This window comes from Herbaspirillum sp. ST 5-3 (assembly GCF_004804275.1).
Lineage (GTDB): Bacteria > Pseudomonadota > Gammaproteobacteria > Burkholderiales > Burkholderiaceae_D > Noviherbaspirillum.
Genome location: NZ_STGI01000009.1, coordinates 1 through 17,842, shown reverse-complemented (window position 1 = coordinate 17,842; position 17,842 = coordinate 1). Strand labels below are relative to the sequence as shown.

10 protein-coding genes are annotated in these 17,842 nt (G+C 60.6%); 6 read left to right on the top strand and 4 right to left on the bottom strand.

The window, feature by feature from the left end:
* Positions 1-112: 112 nt before the first annotated feature.
* Positions 113-1,849, top strand: coding sequence for a methyl-accepting chemotaxis protein (locus E6W33_RS17130; protein ID WP_136418537.1), 1,737 nt, complete (start codon positions 113-115; stop codon positions 1,847-1,849).
* A 69-nt stretch (positions 1,850-1,918) separates the two neighbouring features.
* Here E6W33_RS17130 and cydB read toward each other — a convergent pair whose 3' ends face one another.
* The 3 genes from cydB to E6W33_RS17115 all read right to left on the bottom strand — a co-directional run bounded on the left by cydB (position 1,919) and on the right by E6W33_RS17115 (position 5,283).
* Positions 1,919-2,932 carry a cytochrome d ubiquinol oxidase subunit II gene (gene cydB, locus E6W33_RS17125; RefSeq protein WP_136418536.1) on the bottom strand — a complete coding sequence of 338 codons (1,014 nt, stop codon included), beginning with the start codon at positions 2,930-2,932 and terminating at the stop codon, positions 1,919-1,921.
* Positions 2,929-4,323 carry a cytochrome ubiquinol oxidase subunit I gene (locus E6W33_RS17120; RefSeq protein ID WP_136418535.1) on the bottom strand — a complete coding sequence of 465 codons (1,395 nt, stop codon included), beginning with the start codon at positions 4,321-4,323 and terminating at the stop codon, positions 2,929-2,931. Before E6W33_RS17120 ends, cydB begins: the two co-directional genes overlap by 4 nt.
* A 120-nt stretch (positions 4,324-4,443) precedes the next feature.
* Positions 4,444-5,283 carry a universal stress protein gene (locus E6W33_RS17115; RefSeq protein ID WP_136418743.1) on the bottom strand — a complete coding sequence of 280 codons (840 nt, stop codon included), beginning with the start codon at positions 5,281-5,283 and terminating at the stop codon, positions 4,444-4,446.
* A gap of 216 nt (positions 5,284-5,499) precedes the next feature.
* On the opposite strand from E6W33_RS17115, the gene E6W33_RS17110 reads away from it, so the two are divergent.
* The 3 genes from E6W33_RS17110 (at position 5,500) to E6W33_RS17100 (ending at position 7,337) form a co-directional block, all read left to right on the top strand.
* On the top strand, positions 5,500-5,877 hold the full coding sequence (locus tag E6W33_RS17110) for a phasin family protein (protein WP_168798673.1): 378 nt from the start codon (positions 5,500-5,502) through the stop codon (positions 5,875-5,877).
* 17 nt (positions 5,878-5,894) lie between these two features.
* On the top strand, positions 5,895-6,650 hold the full coding sequence (locus tag E6W33_RS17105; RefSeq protein ID WP_136418533.1) for a DUF5615 family PIN-like protein: 756 nt from the start codon (positions 5,895-5,897) through the stop codon (positions 6,648-6,650).
* A gap of 90 nt (positions 6,651-6,740) precedes the next feature.
* On the top strand, positions 6,741-7,337 hold the full coding sequence (locus E6W33_RS17100; RefSeq protein WP_136418532.1) for a DUF938 domain-containing protein: 597 nt from the start codon (positions 6,741-6,743) through the stop codon (positions 7,335-7,337).
* 19 nt (positions 7,338-7,356) lie between these two features.
* On the opposite strand, the gene E6W33_RS17095 is transcribed toward E6W33_RS17100, so the two are convergent.
* Complete coding sequence (locus E6W33_RS17095; protein WP_168798672.1) at positions 7,357-10,446, bottom strand: EAL domain-containing protein; 3,090 nt, start codon at positions 10,444-10,446, stop codon at positions 7,357-7,359.
* 381 nt (positions 10,447-10,827) lie between these two features.
* Here E6W33_RS17095 and E6W33_RS17090 point away from each other — a divergent pair, with 381 nt between their 5' ends.
* Positions 10,828-12,402 carry a ShlB/FhaC/HecB family hemolysin secretion/activation protein gene (locus tag E6W33_RS17090; protein WP_136418530.1) on the top strand — a complete coding sequence of 525 codons (1,575 nt, stop codon included), beginning with the start codon at positions 10,828-10,830 and terminating at the stop codon, positions 12,400-12,402.
* A gap of 11 nt (positions 12,403-12,413) precedes the next feature.
* Positions 12,414-17,842 (top strand): filamentous hemagglutinin N-terminal domain-containing protein (locus tag E6W33_RS17085; protein ID WP_136418529.1); only part of this gene is annotated, 5,429 nt, incomplete at its 3' end.

Genomic DNA, 17,842 nt, shown 5'->3' with positions numbered 1-17,842 from the left:
TAGTTGATTGGAATCAATATTTTTCCAAGGAAATGTTTGGCCGATTTAACTTGCAGGCGCATCGCGAATGTCTGCATTTGACAGAAATATATATCCAGCCCGAAGGTACAACATGCTCAGAAATCTCACGATCAAGTCACGTCTGATCTTTGTGGTCGCCTTTCTGTCCCTGAATTGCATCATTGGCGCAGTGATCGGCCTCTCCAGCCTCTATATGGCCAATGAAGGCCTCAAGACCAATTTCAAGCAACGCCTGGTTCCAATGGAGCAACTGGACGACATTGTCCGCCTGATCGACCGGAATCAGATTGCCATCGCGCAGGCGTTGACGGATGAACCGGCAGCCGTTGCCAAGGAAATGGATGCAGTCGACAAGCGCATTGCAGAGATCAATGCCCGGTGGGACAGCTTCGTCGCCGGCACGGCCAGCACCATGTCTCCCCAGGAAAAGGAACTCGCCGACAAGTTCGTCGCAAGCCGCGGCAAGTTTGTCGCCGAGGGCTTGAAGCCGGCGGTGGCGGCGCTGCGCGCCAACGACGTGCAGGGGGCCGGCCGCATCATGCGCGGGCCGATGAATGAATTGTTCCTCCCGGTGTCCGAGGCCGTCAGCAGGCTGATGCATTATCAGGAAGACACTGCAAAGAAAGAATACGAAAAGAATCAGACCATTTACTTCTGGGTGCGCGTGAGCTGTATCGGCGGCATGGCCTTCGCCGTCCTTCTTGCTACCGTGATTTGCATCTGGCTGGTGCGCGCGATCGCCAAGCCGCTGGCGGATGCGGTCAATGTCGCGCGCAGCGTTGCCGCGGGCGACTTGACCAGGCGCATCGACGTCACGACCATCGATGAAACCGGCCAGCTGCTGCAGGCGCTCAAGGAAATGAATGAAAGCCTGGTCAGGATCGTGAGCGAAGTGCGCGGCGGTACGGAAACCATCGCGACCGCATCGAGCCAGATCGCTTCCGGCAACCTCGATCTGTCGGAGCGCACCGAGACGCAGGCGAGCGCCTTGGAAGAAACCGCATCCTCGATGGAGCAACTGACCGGCACGGTCAAGCAGAATGCCGATAGCGCCTATCAGGCCAACCAGCTCGCGATGTCGGCCTCCGAAGTCGCCGTCAAGGGCGGTGCGGTGGTCTCGCAGGTGGTCGATACCATGGGCTCGATCAACGAATCGGCCAAGAAGATCGCCGACATCATCGGCGTGATCGACGGCATTGCATTCCAGACCAATATCCTGGCGCTGAACGCCGCGGTGGAAGCGGCACGTGCGGGTGAACAAGGCAAGGGTTTTGCCGTGGTGGCGACCGAAGTGCGGCAGCTGGCGCAACGCTCGGCGGCGGCTGCGAAGGAAATCAAGGCCCTGATCGACGATTCCGTCGAGAAGGTCGGGGTGGGCGCCAAGCTGGTCGATCAGGCGGGCGCGACCATGCAGGAGATTGTCGACAGCGTCAAGCGCGTGACCGACATCATGAGCGAAATCTCGACCGCGAGCAAAGAGCAGACGGATGGCATTCAGCAGGTGAACAAGGCGATCGCGCAAATGGATGAAGGCACACAGCAAAATGCGGCACTGGTGGAAGAGGCGGCCGCTGCTGCCGAGTCCCTGCATGAACAGGCAGACAATCTTGCGCACGTGGTGAGCGTGTTCAAGCTCGGCAACATGCAGGTCGCTTCGGCTGCGCCTGCTGCACCGAGTGCACCGCGGAAGGCGGCGGCGGGCAGCGTGATTCCGCTTGCGAGGAAAACGGCACTGAAAGCGCCCGCGAAAGCGGCGCCGGCCGCCAGCGGCACGAAGCGCATTGCCGGCCTGCGCTCCGGCGATGAAAGCGATTGGGAAGAGTTTTGATGCCAGCGTGACGATATAAACGGAAATAAAAACGGCTGCTTCATGCAGCCGTTTTTATTATCGGCGGCCTTAGTGATAACCCTCGCCCGGCTGCACCTTGCCGCGGAACACCCAGAATACGAAGACCGTGTAGCCGATAATCATCGGCAGGAGGATGACCGCGCCGATCAGCAGGAAAACCTGCGAGGACGGATGCGCGGCGGCATCCCACAGCGTGATGGAAGGCGGTATCAGATAAGGTGCGTTGGAAATCACCAGACCGGCGTAGGCGAGCATGAACAGGCCGACCGCCGATGCGAATGGCAAGATGGCGCGATTGTTCTGGATGCCGCGCCAGCAAAGCCAGGCGAGCAGGAGCGTCGCCAGCGGCAGCAGCGCCAGCCAATAGAAATCGGGAAGCCTGAACCAGCGCTCCGCGATGCGCTCGATCTGCAAGGGCGTCCACACGCTGACGATGGCGATGAATGCGAGCAAGCCGAGCAGCAGCGGCATTCCGACGCGTCGTGCAATCTGCTCGACCTCGCCGCCGGCCTTCATCATCAGCCAGGTCGCACCGAGCAGCGCATAGCCAACCACCAGCGCAACGCCGCACATGAGGCTGAATGGCGTGAGCCAGTCGAGCGCGCCGCCGGCAAACTGGCCGTTCGCGACATGGATTTCCTGCAGCAAGGCGCCCAGCACCACGCCTTGCGCGAATGCCGCCAGCGTCGAACCGGCAGCGAATGCCAGGTCCCACTTGCGATGGCGCGGTTTCGCAATCCAGCGGAACTCGAAAGCGACGCCGCGGAAAATCAGCGCAAGCAGCATGACGATGATAGGCAGATACACCGCCGGCATCAGCACCGCATACGCCTTGGGAAATGCGACCCACAACCCGCCGCCGCCCATCACCAGCCAGGTTTCATTGCCATCCCAGAAAGGGGCGACGGTATTCATCGCTTGGTCGCGCTGCGCTTCGGTTTTAAAGAATGGAAACAGGATGCCGATGCCGAGGTCGAAGCCGTCGAGCACGACATAGAGGGCAACCGCCAGGCCAATCACCAATGCCCAGATCACCGGCAGCGTGTATTCGAGTGTGCTCATGGAGTGTCTCCTGCGCCGTGCTGTGCCGCCGACAGCGGACGGTTGGGAAGGGCTTCCGGGCCGGGCGACACCGGTTGCGGGCCTTTTCTCAGCATGCGGTGGATGTACACAATGCCGATCGAAAACACCACGCAATACACCAGCACGAACAGTGCAAGCGATATCGCTACCGTCGAGCCGGACACCGGCGAGGTGGCGTCCGCGGTGCGCAGAATCCCGAAGGCCACCCACGGCTGGCGGCCGGACTCGGTCACTACCCAGCCGGCGATGATGGCGATGAATCCGAGCGGCCAGCAGCGACCGACCGGTCTGAGGAACCACGGCGTGATGAACAGACGCTTGCGCAGCCACAGCACGGCTCCGATCACGCCGATTAACAGCATCAGGACGCCGAGCCCGACCATCAAGCGAAACGAAAAGAAGACCGGCACCACCGGTGGCCGGTTCTCCGGCGTGAAGTCGAGCAAGCCCGGAAAGAGCCCTTGCGGATCATGCGTGAGGATCAGGCTGCCGGCATTCGGAATCGTGACTTCCGCGAAGTTGCGTTCCGCTTGCATGTCGGGCCAGGCGAACAGCACCAGTCCGGCCGGCTTGCTGCCATCCCAATGCGCCTCGATGGCGGCAATTTTCGACGGTTGGTGCTTGAGCGTGTTCAGGCCGTGGACGTCGCCGACGAGCACCTGCAACGGCGCAAGCACAATGACCATGCCCAGTCCCATGCGCACCATGGTGCGCGCTTCACGCTCGAAGCGGCCGGCGAGGATGTAGCGTGCGCCTGCCGCCAGCACGACCAGGGACGTGGTGAGGTAGGTGGCGATCATCATGTGCGCGAAGCGGTAGGGGAAGCTCGGATTGAAGATGATCTGCGACCATGCAACCGGATAGGCGATCCCGTCGCGCATGGCAAAGCCGGCCGGTGTCTGCATCCAGCTATTGGCCGAAAGAATCCAGAATCCCGACAGCGCGGTGCCGAAGGCAACGATGATCGAAGCCAGCGTATGCAGCCAGGGCGGCACGCGATTCCAGCCGAACAGCATCACGCCAAGGAAGCTGGCCTCGAGGAAGAACGCGGTCAGCACCTCGTAGCCGATCAGTGGCCCGACGACGTTGCCGACCACCTCGGAGAAGCGGCTCCAGTTGGTGCCGAACTGGTAAGTCAGCACGATGCCCGACACCACGCCCATCGCAAACGACACGGCGAAGATCTTGGTCCAGAAGCGGGCCAGCAGATGATAGTGCGCTTCGCCCCGGCGCAGCCACAACACTTCCAGCGTGGCGATGAATGCCGAGAGGCCGATCGAGAACGCGGGGAAGACGATATGGAAGCTGACCGTGAATGCGAACTGGATTCGGGCAAGCAGTGTGCCGTCGATGCCGCCGAAGTTTTCCATGAGGATATTCCTAGCCTTGAATAGAATGGAATGCGATTACTTTCCCGCCATTCGCCGCACGCGCAGTGAGGAATGTCAAGCCGAGGGCGTTGCGGCGTCGTGCCGCGCTTCCTGCGGGAATCAATGCGACATCAGGACCGGCACGGTCATGGTTTCCAGCACCGCGCGGGTTGCGCCGCCAAGCAGGATTTCCCGGAATCTGGCATGGCCGTAGCCGCCCATGATGATGAGATCGATATCCATGTCGGCAGCTTGCGACAGCAAGGCATCCCCGATTTCCAGATCGGTCTGCTGTTGCGACACCTCGACCTTGATGCCGTGACGGGCCAGGTACAAGGCCAGGTCCGAGCCGGGCATTGCACCATGCGCCTGCGGCTGCAGTTGCGGATTGAAGACGACGACCTCGACCACCTGCGCGCGCCTGAGCAAGGGAATGGCGCCGCTCACGGCACGCGTTGCCGCCATGCTGGCGTCCCAGGCAATAAGGACGTGATTGCCGATGTTGTCGAAGCGGCCGGCATACGGCACCAGGAGCACCGGGCGGCCGGAATTGAGCACCACGTATTGCGGGAAGTCCGGCATCACGACCGGCGACACTTCGCCGGGATCGTTTTGTCCGATCACGACGAGGTCCGCGTAGCGCGCCTGCAGGCAAACGCCTGCACCCGCCTCGTCGTCCACCAGGCGCTTCTCGAACGAAGGCAGGCCGAGGCGCCGGACACAGTTTTCGAAATCGTCCAGGCCGCGCTCGGCACGTGCGCGCAACAAGTCGAGATGCGTGCGCAGGTTCGGATTCGTATCCGCCAGCATCATGGTCTGCACCAGATAGCGGGAGGCGCCGGTCATGGCGGTGCCGATCAGGTGAGCGTTCTCGGTCATCGCGATGGCCGACGCGATCTTGATCCGTTCGCTGGCGCGGGTGGATTCATCGACGTGCACCAGAATGGTTTTATATGACATGGTGAATTCCTTGTTGACGCGGGCGAAATCGCGCATGACAAGCCTTGCATTTAGACCGGCCGAAAGACGAAAAACAGACATGCGCGCGCGTAAGCTTGATGCGCATCAAACGATCTCGGCCGCGCGGCAGAACTGAAGCAAACCATGCGGGCTTCTTCCCTTGATTTCACTCAAGCCTCACATAGAATGAAATGCAGCCGTTCCATGGAGGAGTGCATGCAATCGATTCAAGAGCAGGTTTCAAGAGCGGCCCAGGCAAAGATCGAGTCCGGTGGCCTGCTGGCGGACAAGGCGATGGACGGCGTGAAAAAGATGGCCGATCTGCATCTGAATCTGGCGAGACTCGCGCTGGAACAGGTGAATTTTGCGGCGCGGAAACTGGCGACCTCGAAGGATGCGCAGCATCTCGTTTCGCTGGCCGCAACGCAGATGGAATCGGATGCAAGGTGCGTCATGGATTACGCGTATTACCTGATGACCATCATGTTCGATACGCTGCTCGATTTTCTCGGAATCATCGGCGGCGCTTTCGCCCCGAGCGCACCGCCGGGGCATGCGCAAGGCAGGGCCGGCATCCTCAACGGTAAATCGTAAGGCAGGCAACGACCATCGTGGCGACCGCGCATTTTCGCTTCTATGCAGAACTGAATGACTTCCTGGCGCCATGGCAGCGGCAGCAAACCTTTCCTTACCCGCTCTCGCGCGATGCGAGCGTCAAGCACATGATCGAAGTCCTCGGCGTTCCGCATACCGAGGTTGAACTCATCCTGGTCGACGGTGTATCAGTGGATTTTTCCTGGCGCTTGCATGACGGGGAACATGTCAGCGTTTACCCGAGCTTTTCCTCGATTGATGTCACGCCGCTTGTTCGGCTGCGGCCGACGACCAACGGCATGGTCCGGTTCATCGCCGATGCGCACTTGGGCCAGTTGGCGAAAAATCTGCGCATGCTCGGCTTTGATGTCCTGTACCGCAACGACTACAGTGATGCGGAAGTCGCACGCGTTGCCGCGGACGAAGACCGCATCGTGCTCACGCGCGATCGCGATCTGCTGATCAGGAAGGAAATCGTGCGCGGCTGCTATCTGCATTCGACGTCCAGCGACGCGCAGGTCATGGAAGTCATCAGTCGCTACGATCTCACCCAATCCGCGCGCGCGTTCAGTCGCTGCCTCACCTGCGGCGGCGAACTGAAACAGGTCGACAAGGAAGTCGTCGGGCACCGCGTGCCGCTGCACAGCCGGGAGTTTTATGAGCGCTTCTTCGAGTGCCAGGGGTGTTCGCGGGTATATTGGGAAGGGTCGCATGTGGAGCGAATGCGATCGCGGGTGGCGCGGATGCTGGGGACGACGGACGATGCCGGCTGAGCGCGAAAAGCCACGTTCGCGTCTCACATGCGAGCGGAGAAGACATGCCTTGTTGAACGGACTGCAGACCTACTACGCCATCTATTTGCCATGACTAAACAATTCTCCGCCGCGTGCGAGCGTAACAGCCAACCTATTCTTGCGGTGCTGAGCGAGTTGCTGCCCCATCCAGCGCGCGTGCTGGAAATCGGCAGCGGGACCGGGCAGCACGCAGTCTATTTCGGCGCGCATCTGCCGCATGTCACCTGGCAGACCAGCGATCTCCCGCAGAATCATGCGAGCATCCATGCCTGGATGAACGAGGCCGGGCTGCCTAATGTGCTGCCGCCCTTGACACTCGATACCTCCTCGGCGGACCATTGGCCGCAGGAGCAGTACGACGCGGTGTTCACCGCCAATACCTGCCACATCATGGCGTGGGAGGAGGTGTGCGCGATGTTTGCCGGCATCGCACGCGTCTTGCGCCCGGGCGGACTGGCCTGCGTCTACGGCCCCTTCAACTATGGCGGACAATTCACCAGCGAAAGCAATGCCGTTTTCGATGCGTCGCTGAAGGCGCAGGCAGAGCATATGGGTATCCGCGACTTCGAGGAAGTCGATCGCATGGCAACCGGGCACGGACTGGCATTGAAACGGGACTATGAAATGCCGGCGCACAACAGGCTGATCGTCTGGCGGCGCGCCTGAGAAGCTGTTCGGTATGCTTTCAATGCAGGTGCAGATTGGATTGCACCTTGATCAGGTCGGCGAAACTCTCCGCAGGAATCGGCTCGCTGAAATAGAAACCCTGCACGCTGTCGCATGCATGCTCGCGCAGGAAGTCATACTGCTGCTGCGTCTCCGCGCCCTGTGCAATCACGCTGCAGTCGAGGCCGTGCGCGAGACTGATGATGGCCCTGGCGACAGCCGAATCGTCACGATTGGCGGGAATGCCTTGCATGAATGAGCGGTCGATCTTGACCGAGCGAATCGGAAACTGCTTGAGATAGGCGAGCGACGAATAGCCGATCCCGAAATCGTCGATCACGATGCTGACGCCGATGTCGCGCAGCGCATTGAGGATGTTGACTGCTTTTTCCGGATTGGCCATCACCGCGCTTTCGGAAATTTCCAGTTCCAGATAGTGCGGATCGAGTTCCGTGTCGCGCAGTATTTCCGCGATGTTTTCGACCAGCTTTTCGTCGGCAAGCTGGCGCGCGGACAGATTCACCGAAACCTTCAGGCGCGCCGGGCTGGTGTCCTGCCAATGCTTGTTTTGCTTGCATGCCGCGCGGATCGCCCAGTAGCCGAGCGGCTTGATCAGGCCGGTGTCTTCGGCGACCGGAATGAATTGATGCGTCGGCACCATGCCGAGCGTGGGGTGCCGCCAGCGCAGCAGCGCTTCCATACCGGTGATCAGCTTGCTGACGACATCAACTTTAGGCTGGTAGTACAAGCTGAGTTGCCCTTGTTCGAGCGCATGGCTGAGCGCGTATTCGAGCGATAGACGCTCGGTGGTATGGCGGTTCAGTTCGGGCGAGTAATAGCAGAAATTGTTGCGTCCCATTTCCTTGGCGCGGTACATCGCGACGTCGGCATTTTTCAGCAGCGTATCGGCGTCGGTGCCATCGTCGGGAAAGCTGCTGATGCCGATGCTGGTGGTGATGTTGAGCGGGGTGGATTCGTGTAAAAAGGGTGGGGCGAAGGCAGCCAGGATTTTCTCGGCGATGGTGCCGCCGCGATGCGGCTCATCGACGTTTTCCACCAGCACCACAAATTCGTCGCCGCCGAGCCGGGCCACCGTGTCCGATTCGCGCAGGATGTCTTGGAGCCGGGACGCGGTTTCCTGCAGCACGCGGTCGCCCGCGCCGTGGCCGAGCGTGTCGTTGATATTCTTGAAGCGATCGAGATCGAGAAACAGCAGCTCCAACGATCGGCCGGGGCGCTCGGCGATGGTGAGCGCATGCTCCAGCCTTTGGTGAAACAGCATGCGGTTGGGCAAACCGGTGAGCGAATCGTAATGCGCGAGATAGGCTAATTGCTCGGCGGTTTTCTTGCGCTCTGTTATGTCTCGCATGATGAATAGCGATGCGCGGCGACTTCGATTCAGAAAAGGCGAGGAATTGACTTCGACATCGACTGAGGTGCCGTCCAGACGGATGAACTTTTCGTCGAGCGATGAGAAGGTTTCGCCTTCCTGCAAGCGCGCGATGCGCTCCTGCTTCAAGGCATGGAAATCGGCGTGCAGGAAATCGGCCAGCGGCCTGCCGACAATCTGGCTGGCGCTGCTTGCGCCCAGCAGTGTCATCGCGGCCCCGTTGGCGAAGACGAATACGCCATCCTGTTGGACCAGAATGGCATCCGGCGACAATTCGACCACCTTGCGATAGCGCTCTTCGGCTTCGCGCAGCGAGGACTCGGCGAGCCTGGCATCGGTGACATCCTGCACGGTGCCGAACATGCGCACAACGCGGTTGCCGCCATTCCTGTCGCCCTGGCCGCGCGCCGTGACATAGCGCAGCGATCCGTCTTGCAGCACGATGCGGTAGTCGACGCTGAATGGCTGCCCGGTTTCGAGGCATTGATCGATGACACGCTTCAACGGGGCAAGGTCGTCGCTGTGGATGTGGGGCTGGCAGCTCGCCGGCGAGACGATGAAGCTTTCCTTGCTCACGTCGTAGATCCTGTAAAGCTGGTCCGACCAGGTCACCACGCCCGATTCGATGTCCCAGTTCCAGCTGCCGATCTGCGCCACACGCTGTGCCTCGGCCAATTGGCGCTCGCGCGATGCAAGTTCCTGTTCGAAGTGCTTGCGCTCCTCGATCTCCGTCTGCAAATCCGTGGTGCGCTGGCGCACCTGCTGCTCCATGCCATCACGTTCCTTGCGCAGCGCAGTTTCAACCAGGCTGCGTTGATAAATCTCGCTGGCAAGAGCAAGGCTCATGGTGGCGACCACGCTGAAATAAATCATGAGCAGCAGCAGCGAGGCGTTCAGGTCGTCGCTTGCAAATGGTCCGTCCCCGTTCGCAGTGTTCCAGACGGCGATGGCGCATACAACGACAGTCGTCCAGGTGACGGTCGGCAGGTTGAATCTGAAGGCGGCCCACAGGAAAAAAGGAATGGAGAGATAAGCGACCGGCCAGCGTCCGAGAAATCCGCCAAAGACGAACTGAGTAATAGTTGGTAACAGGATCAAAAATGCGACGGCTTCCGCAATTTTGGATGCGCGCCAATTGACGCCGACGCGGATGTTCCATGCGAGCAGCAGCGGCAGCACGATGATCATGCCGGTTGCATCGCCCAGCCACCAGGTCACCCAGCTTTGCAACAGGGCGGACGTCGAGGGATGGCTGGCAATGCGGATGCCGATCGTTCCGATCGAGGCACCGATCATCGCGCTCAGCAACGCGATGCCGATGAAACGGAAGATCGGTCCGCGGTAGATGAAATCGGAGCGGTTGCGGCACAAACGCTGGATAAGATAGGCCGCCATGCAGGCTTCCAGCGCGGAACTGATGCCGAAGATGGACGCGGCCGGCCAGGGCGCGCCGATGGCGTAGGTGTTGAGCATCGACCCGAACCAAATCGCCGGCGCGTAGCGCATGCCCCATGCAAGACAGGCGTACAAAGCGATCGCGGACGGCGGCCAGAACGGGCTGGTGAGCTCGGGAAGGAAAGCGAAATGCACGGAGAGCCGGGCAAGGAGGAAATATGCGCCCGCTGCAATCACGAAGCGCATGAGGTAGGTGCCGACGGCGGCCCAATCGGGCCGCGGCCGGATGCCCACCTGCGCAATGAACTTGCTGATCAGCCTCATCCCCTGGCCCTTCATGGAGCGACAAGCGAAAACGCGCGGGATGACCCGACGCAATTCACCGTCTGCGCTTTCCATCGTTCCGGAAACAGCCAAACGGTACGGCCATGAGCCGCCGGTTGCTTATATGACTTGCGACGGCAGGCGCGGTTCAACGCGAATGCCGCTTTCACCCCGTGCGACGCGACTGAAAGCGCCATCGCTCCGGATGCATTTGCGGAGTTGTGCGCTGTGAGCAAAATGCCCGGAAATTTTGCTGAAAAAAAAGCAACAATTTTGAGAACTATCAATGTCATGCGTTATAGTTCATCAACAGAAAAGGCCGATATCGGGGAAGCCCGGCGGCGATAAAAAATACAGCACCACCCCCTAGAGTGATCACCTATGAGAAATCATGTTTCGCGCCTGCTGGTCGGTGCGGCGTTTGCCGTATCGGTGTTTCCCGTTGCGGCAGCGGATGCGCCGGACGAGGTCGGCCGTTTCGAGATCAAGCGTTTCGAGGTCAGCGGCAATACCTTGCTCACCACGCAGGCGGTCGAACGTGCCGTCGCACCTTTCGCAGGCAAGGATCGCAACTTCGGGCATGTGCAGATGGCGCTGGAAGCGCTGGAAGCGGAATATCACCGGCTCGGCTTCAATGTAGTACAGGTTGCCTTGCCAGAGCAGGAGCTCAACCAGGGCGTGGTCAAGCTGCAGGTGGTGGAAACCCGGCTCGGCAAGGTCCGCGTTGAAGGCAATCAGCATTTCAGCGAAGCCAATATTCGCAACAGCCTGCCCGGCCTGGTGGAAGGCCGGACGCCAAACATCGGTCAGGTGTCGGCCAGCCTCAGACTTGCCAACGAAAATCCCGCCAAGAAAACCGCGCTGCAATTGCAAAGTGGCGACGAGGACATCGACGCCACGCTGAAGGTAACCGACGACAAGCCGTGGAAACTTTCGGCCAGCCTGGACAACAGCGGCAACAAGAATACCGGCGAATCGCAACTGACACTGCAATACCAGCACGCCAACATCGCCGATCGCGACCAGGTGCTGAGCCTGCAGTACACGACAACGCTGGAGCATCCGAGCAAGATCGGCGTGTATGGCGTGGGTTATCACATTCCCCTGTATGCCTTGGGCGATTCGATCGATCTGTTCGGCAGCTATTCGAATGTCGATTCCGGCTCGGTGTTGGCCGGTATCGTCAACCTGCAGGTGAGCGGGCGCGGCACGGTCGTCGGCGGGCGCTACAACCAGGTTTTGCGACGCAAGGGTGACTACGACTCCAGGTTCATCTACGGGATCGACCACAAGGCCTTCAATAACAGCGTGTTGCTGCAGGGGGCGCAACTGGGCAACGACGTCACGGTCCACCCGCTCAGCGTTGCCTACGTCGGCAGCTGGAGCGGGGCGGAAAACGCGGTCAACTTCAACCTCACGGCATTGCGCAATATCCCCGGCGGCGGCAAAGGTGGCAGCAGCGACTTCAACGCTGCACGCCCCGGTGCCGAGGACGCCTATCGCATATTGCGCTACAGCGCCGACTACAGCCGGGTATTGCCCGCGGCCTGGCAATTGCACGTGTCCCTGTCGGGTCAATACACGAACGACGTCCTCATCCCCGGTGAACAGTTCGGCGCAGGCGGCGCCAGCTCGGTGCGGGGCTTCACTGAACGCGATGCGTCCAACGACATCGGCCACATGGCAAGCGCCGAAGTGTACACACCAGAACTGTGTGCAGGCAGTCAGGATGCGTGGGCGCAATGCCGCATGCTGGCGTTCTACGACACGGCGCAACTCAGAAACAACGGCATCGCACCGGCGACGGTCTCGATCGGAAGCGCCGGGCTGGGCCTGCGGCTCAACGCCGGCAAGACCATGGCGCTGCAGCTGGACTATGGCCAGGTCATCGACGCCGGGAACACACGGAGCAAGGGCGACAGGCGACTGCACGTCAAGATCGCATTGTCGTATTAGCAGGGGACAACATGAACATCACGAAGCGTCAACATCGTGCTGCAGGACATGCAGCAAATCTGCGCCGTCGCGCACTGCCACTGCTGATCGCCGGTTGTTTTGCCGGTAACATCCTCGCCAATCCGCTAGGCCCGCAAGTCGTCAACGGCCAGGCGAGCTTCGTCTCGCAGGGCAACACCCTGTCCATCACGAATACGCCCGGCGCGATCATCAACTGGCAGAATTTTTCGATCAACCCGGGCGAGCTCACCCGTTTTCTCCAGCAAAATCCCGACAGCGCCGTGCTGAATCGCGTGACCGGCGGCGATCCCTCCGCGATCCTCGGCGCACTGCAGTCGAACGGCAAGGTATTTCTGATCAATCCGAATGGCATCCTGTTCGGACAGGGCGCGCAAGTCGACGTCAACGGCCTTATCGCGTCCACACTGCACCTCAGTAACGAAGACTTTCTGCTGGGCCGCATGAACTTCCAGGCGGGCAGCACCGCCGGCCGGATTCAGAACCAGGGCGCCATCACCACGCCAAGCGGCGGACAGGTGCTGCTGATTGCGCCGAACGTGGAAAACAGCGGCATCATTACGTCGCCCAAGGGTGAAGTGCTGCTGGCAGCCGGCCATACGGTACAACTCGTCGACAGTGCCAACCCGGCTCTGCATGTCGTGCTCAGCGCACCCGAGAACGAAGCGATCAACCTCGGCCAGATCATCGCGCAAGGCGGCAAGACCGGCATCTACGGCGCGCTGATTCATCAACGCGGCATCGTCAATGCCAACAGCGCGGTGGTGGGCGAGAACGGCAAGATCGTGTTCAAGGCGAGCCGCGACACCATTCTGGATACGGGCAGCGTGACGACGGCCACCGGCGAGGGACGCGGTGGCGAGATCGACGTTCTTGGCGATCGGGTCGGGCTGGCCGGCGGCGCGCGTGTCGATGCGAGCGGCAAGACCGGTGGCGGCACTGTCCTGGTGGGCGGCGACTATCATGGCAGCAATTCGTCTGTTCCCAATGCGAAGCGAACTTATGTAGGGATTGACGCAGAAATCAGGGCCGATGCGACAGGGAGCGGTGACGGTGGGAAGGTTATCGTATGGTCGGACGAGGCGACGCGCATGCATGGGGCAATCAGTGCCCGTGGGGGTGAAAAGGGCGGCAACGGCGGACTTGTCGAGACATCGGGAAGTTATCTTGACGTCGCGAATGCGCGCGTCGACACCAGAGCGACAATGGGGCGCGCCGGAAGCTGGCTTCTTGATCCGACGGACATCGAGGTGACGACCACTGCGAATGGCGGAAGCACGACATTGACCGACTTCGATGCGTTTGCGGACACCCCGGGGGGGACAAAGGTCAGTTCGGATACCATCTCAGCTGCGAATGCCAATGTGGTATTGCAGGCAACGCATGACATCACATTTACCGATCCAGTCAACATCACGGCGAATACTGTCAGCCTCACGGCGCAGGCCGGAAACAACCTCACCGTCAACGGCAGTATTGCCACCAACGGCGGCGCGATTACCTTGTCCGCGAACGATGCGGGCGGGCCTGCGAGCGGAACAGGCGCACTGACCATCAATAATGCGATCTCGTCGAACGGCGGGGCTGTCAACCTTGCAGGCAACACGATCAATATCTGGAGCGGGCCGATTGCATCGCAAGGCGGCAATATCACGGTCACCTCCGCCGGTAATATCGAAGATGATGGCGGAACTCTGAACGCCGGCACCGGCCAGATCAACCTGACGTCGACTGCAGGTTCGATCCATGTTTACAGCGGCACCAGCCTTGTCGCGAACGCGCTAAAAATGTCTGCGACAACGGACATCACCGACGGCGGCGGTGGCAGCGTGCAAACGCAAGTGAATTCGCTCAATGCATTCAACAGCGCCTCCGGTGACATCAAGATCAGCAACAGCAATACAGACTTATCGATCGCCGATATCGGCTCTGTCGGCTATGGCGTGAATAATCTCGCTTCCGGCGGTGCCATCTCCATCGAGACAAATGTCGGACATTCGCTGAACGTGCATGCTCCCATCAACAGCACTAACGGGGCAATCTATCTGAATGGATTAAGCGGCATCAACGTCTACGCATCGTCCACACCGGAGATAAGCTCGAACGGCGGCGCGATTTCTCTCTATTCCTCGAATCCCGACGCGAAGATCGGTATCGCAGCAGTCACGCAGATCAACAGTGGTGGCGGTGCCATTAACATAAACGCCGACCATATCCAGATGCTAGGCGCGATCAATGCCGGCGCCGGCAATGTGACGCTGATGCCAAGCGCGGCGTCAGCGATCAAGATCGGCAGCGGCGCCAACAGTGCCAATACCACTGCGGGCCTGCTCGAACTGAGCACTTCGGAGCTGGCGAACGTTGCCACCAGCGGACAGCTGCTGATACAGGGAGCGGGCACAACCACTCTGGATACGGCAGGTTCCCTGGATCTCAAGACGCCCGGTAACCTGACTGGCAGCCTGTCCCTGCTATCCGTGGACGGCGCGGTCACGACCGCCGGCGGCAATGTCATCAAGGCGCCGGCGATCAGCATTGCATCGACTTCGGGCACGGTGACGAACAACGCTCAGATCACGACCGATTCCGCACTGACGATTTCCTCTGCGTCCGGTGCGGTTTCCAACACAGGCGCGCTCACCTCAGTCAGCGGAGCTGTCGGCTTGTATTCGACTTCCGGCACGGTCAGCAATACCGCGGCGATCAATGCCGGTACCAACGTATCCCTGATATCGACCAACAATACGCTGTCCAATAGCGGGCAAGTGACCGCTGGTGGCGTGGTGTCCCTGAGCGGCGACACAGGCGGCCTGACGAATAGCGCGACGCTCTCCGGCAACCAGGCAATTCTGACCGCCGGACACGGGACGTTGACGAATAGCGGCGCGATCAACGTCACCTCGTCGCTTCAAATGACTGCGACCACAGGCGATATCCTGAACAGCAATACGCTTGCGTCGTCCGGCGACATCACGGTATCGGCGCCGGTCGGTAAATTCACGAACAGCGGCAATATCACGGCCGCCGGCCCGATTTTCCTGACGGCGCAGAAGATGAATCTCGTCGACAGCGGTACGCCGACGATCAACTCCGGAAGCGGCACCGGTTTTGTGCTGCTCAGCAGCGACAGCGATATTGATCTCGGCAGCGCTGTCGATACCAATCCGAAGCTTGAGCTTTCCACCGCCGAACTCGGCGCGATTCATGCCGGGATCCTGCGCATTGACAGCACCGGTGCTGGCGGCACAGGCATCAACGTCTCGAGTGCGCTCACCACCATGGGCGCGCCCGTGCTCGATCTCGTTGCAACAGGCAATGTCACACAAGCTGTCGGAGCGACAATCGACAGCGTGAGCAGCCTTTCCGTGAAAGGCGCGAGCGTCAACCTGCCGGAGTCGAACAATGTCGGCATCATCGCCGGCACGGCGACGACCGGCGATTTCATATACCGCTCGCTGAACCAGATAGCGGTCGACACGGTGCATGCCCAAAGCGGCATCACGGTGTCGCAGAATACCGGCACCATCAAACTGAAATCCGATACCGCCGGCATTTCGCAGGCGGCGATTTCCAATGGCGATTTCGCCCATCCGAATGCAGTCTGGGCCAACGGCGGCGGGCTGGTGCTGGAAGCGGCCGGAGACGTCAAGCTGCTCAATACCAACAACAATTTCGGCAAGCTCGCCGTCAATCTGAATACCAACAGCGCCGGTATCGGAAAATCGATGGTCGGCACGGCATCCAGTCTCGACATTGCGTCGCTGACCGGCGTGGCAGGCAACCCGATCAATGGCATCAATACCAACAACACAACGCTCGACCTCGAAACGAGCGTCGCGGACGCTGCTGTTACCGTCAGCCAGGCAATTGCCGCGGGAACCGGTGCGGTGGGTTTCAAAACCGACGGCATCACGCTGAACAATTCAGTGACTGCGAGCAGCGTGCAGATACGTCCTTATTCTTCCGGCCGCCCGATCACCGTCGGCTCCTTATCCTGCAATGCCACGTTCAACGGCGGCTGCCTGACGCTCACGAATCTCTACAAGCTCGTCACGCCGATGGTTGGTATCGGCACCGAGGATACGGTTAATCCGCCGGGCGATATTTACGTCGCTGGCATCACGGTCGGCGGCAACACTGCGACCGATCGCAATGCAGCGACGACGCGAATCGGCTTGCTAAGTGGCGGCGGTGTGAGCCAGGCCGGCGGCACAGCGATCAACGTCCAGGATCTTGGTGTGCGCGCCCGCGGTACCGGCGTGGTTTCGCTTACCAATAGCGGCAACGCCGTGACGAATCTGGCAGGCAAGACCGACGGAGGCAGCTTCTCCTTTTCCAACGGCGCAGACCTTTCCGTGTTCAATGCAAGCGGCACGGTTGCGGGTGACACCTACAGCATGCCTGGCATCAACGCCGGAACGGGCACCGTACAACTGACGTCAGCGGGAGCGATCAGCGGGCCGGGGAACGTGGCCGGTGGAGTACTCGTTGCATCCGCTGCGAACGGCATTACGCTCGGAACGAGCGTGAGCACGCTGGCCGCGACGAATACGGGGGCGAGCGGCGATATCGCAATCACCAATTCGCTGCCGCTGACACTGGACGACGTTGTGCATAGCGCGGCAGGCGGTGCCGGCGCAATCACAATCAATAACAACGGCGCACTGACAGTGACGGCGGGAAAGACCGTGTCTACGGCAAGCGGACCTATTACGCTGACAGCGCACAGCCCGCTGACCGTCAACGGCGCTGTGCAGTCGACCTCGGGTGCTATCCGGCTTGAGGCTGGCGCCAGCGGGCTGACGACCGACAAGCTGAGCATAGCCGCCGGGGCGACCGTCTCAACGGGAGGTACAGTGACGCTGGTGGCCGGAGATGCCATCAATATCGCATCGGGCAGTACGGTTGCTGGCTCGACAATCACGCAAATGCCCAACCAGAATACGCCGCCCGGCCCGACGCTATCGGATTGCATGGCCAATCCGAACCTATCGGGCTGCTCGGCGATACTGCCGACCATGAGCCAATGTATCGCTGATCCCGCACTGACCGGCTGCAGTGTGGTGCTGCCAAGCTTGAGCCAGTGCACGGCTGATCCGACGCTGGCAGGCTGTTCGGTCGTGCTGCCGACCATGAGCCAATGTATTGCCACTCCAACGCTCACCGGTTGCAGTGCAGTGCTTCCGACCTTGAGTCAATGTACGGCCGATCCGACGACGGCGGGTTGCACAGCGGTGCTGCCGACACTGGCGACTTGCACTGCATCGCCGACGACGGCCGGATGTACGGCGGTCTTGCCGACGCTTGCGACTTGCACCGCCTCGCCGACGACGGCGGGTTGCACGGCGGTGCTGCCGACACTGGCGACTTGCACTGCATCGCCGACGACGGCCGGATGTACGGCGGTCTTGCCGACGCTTGC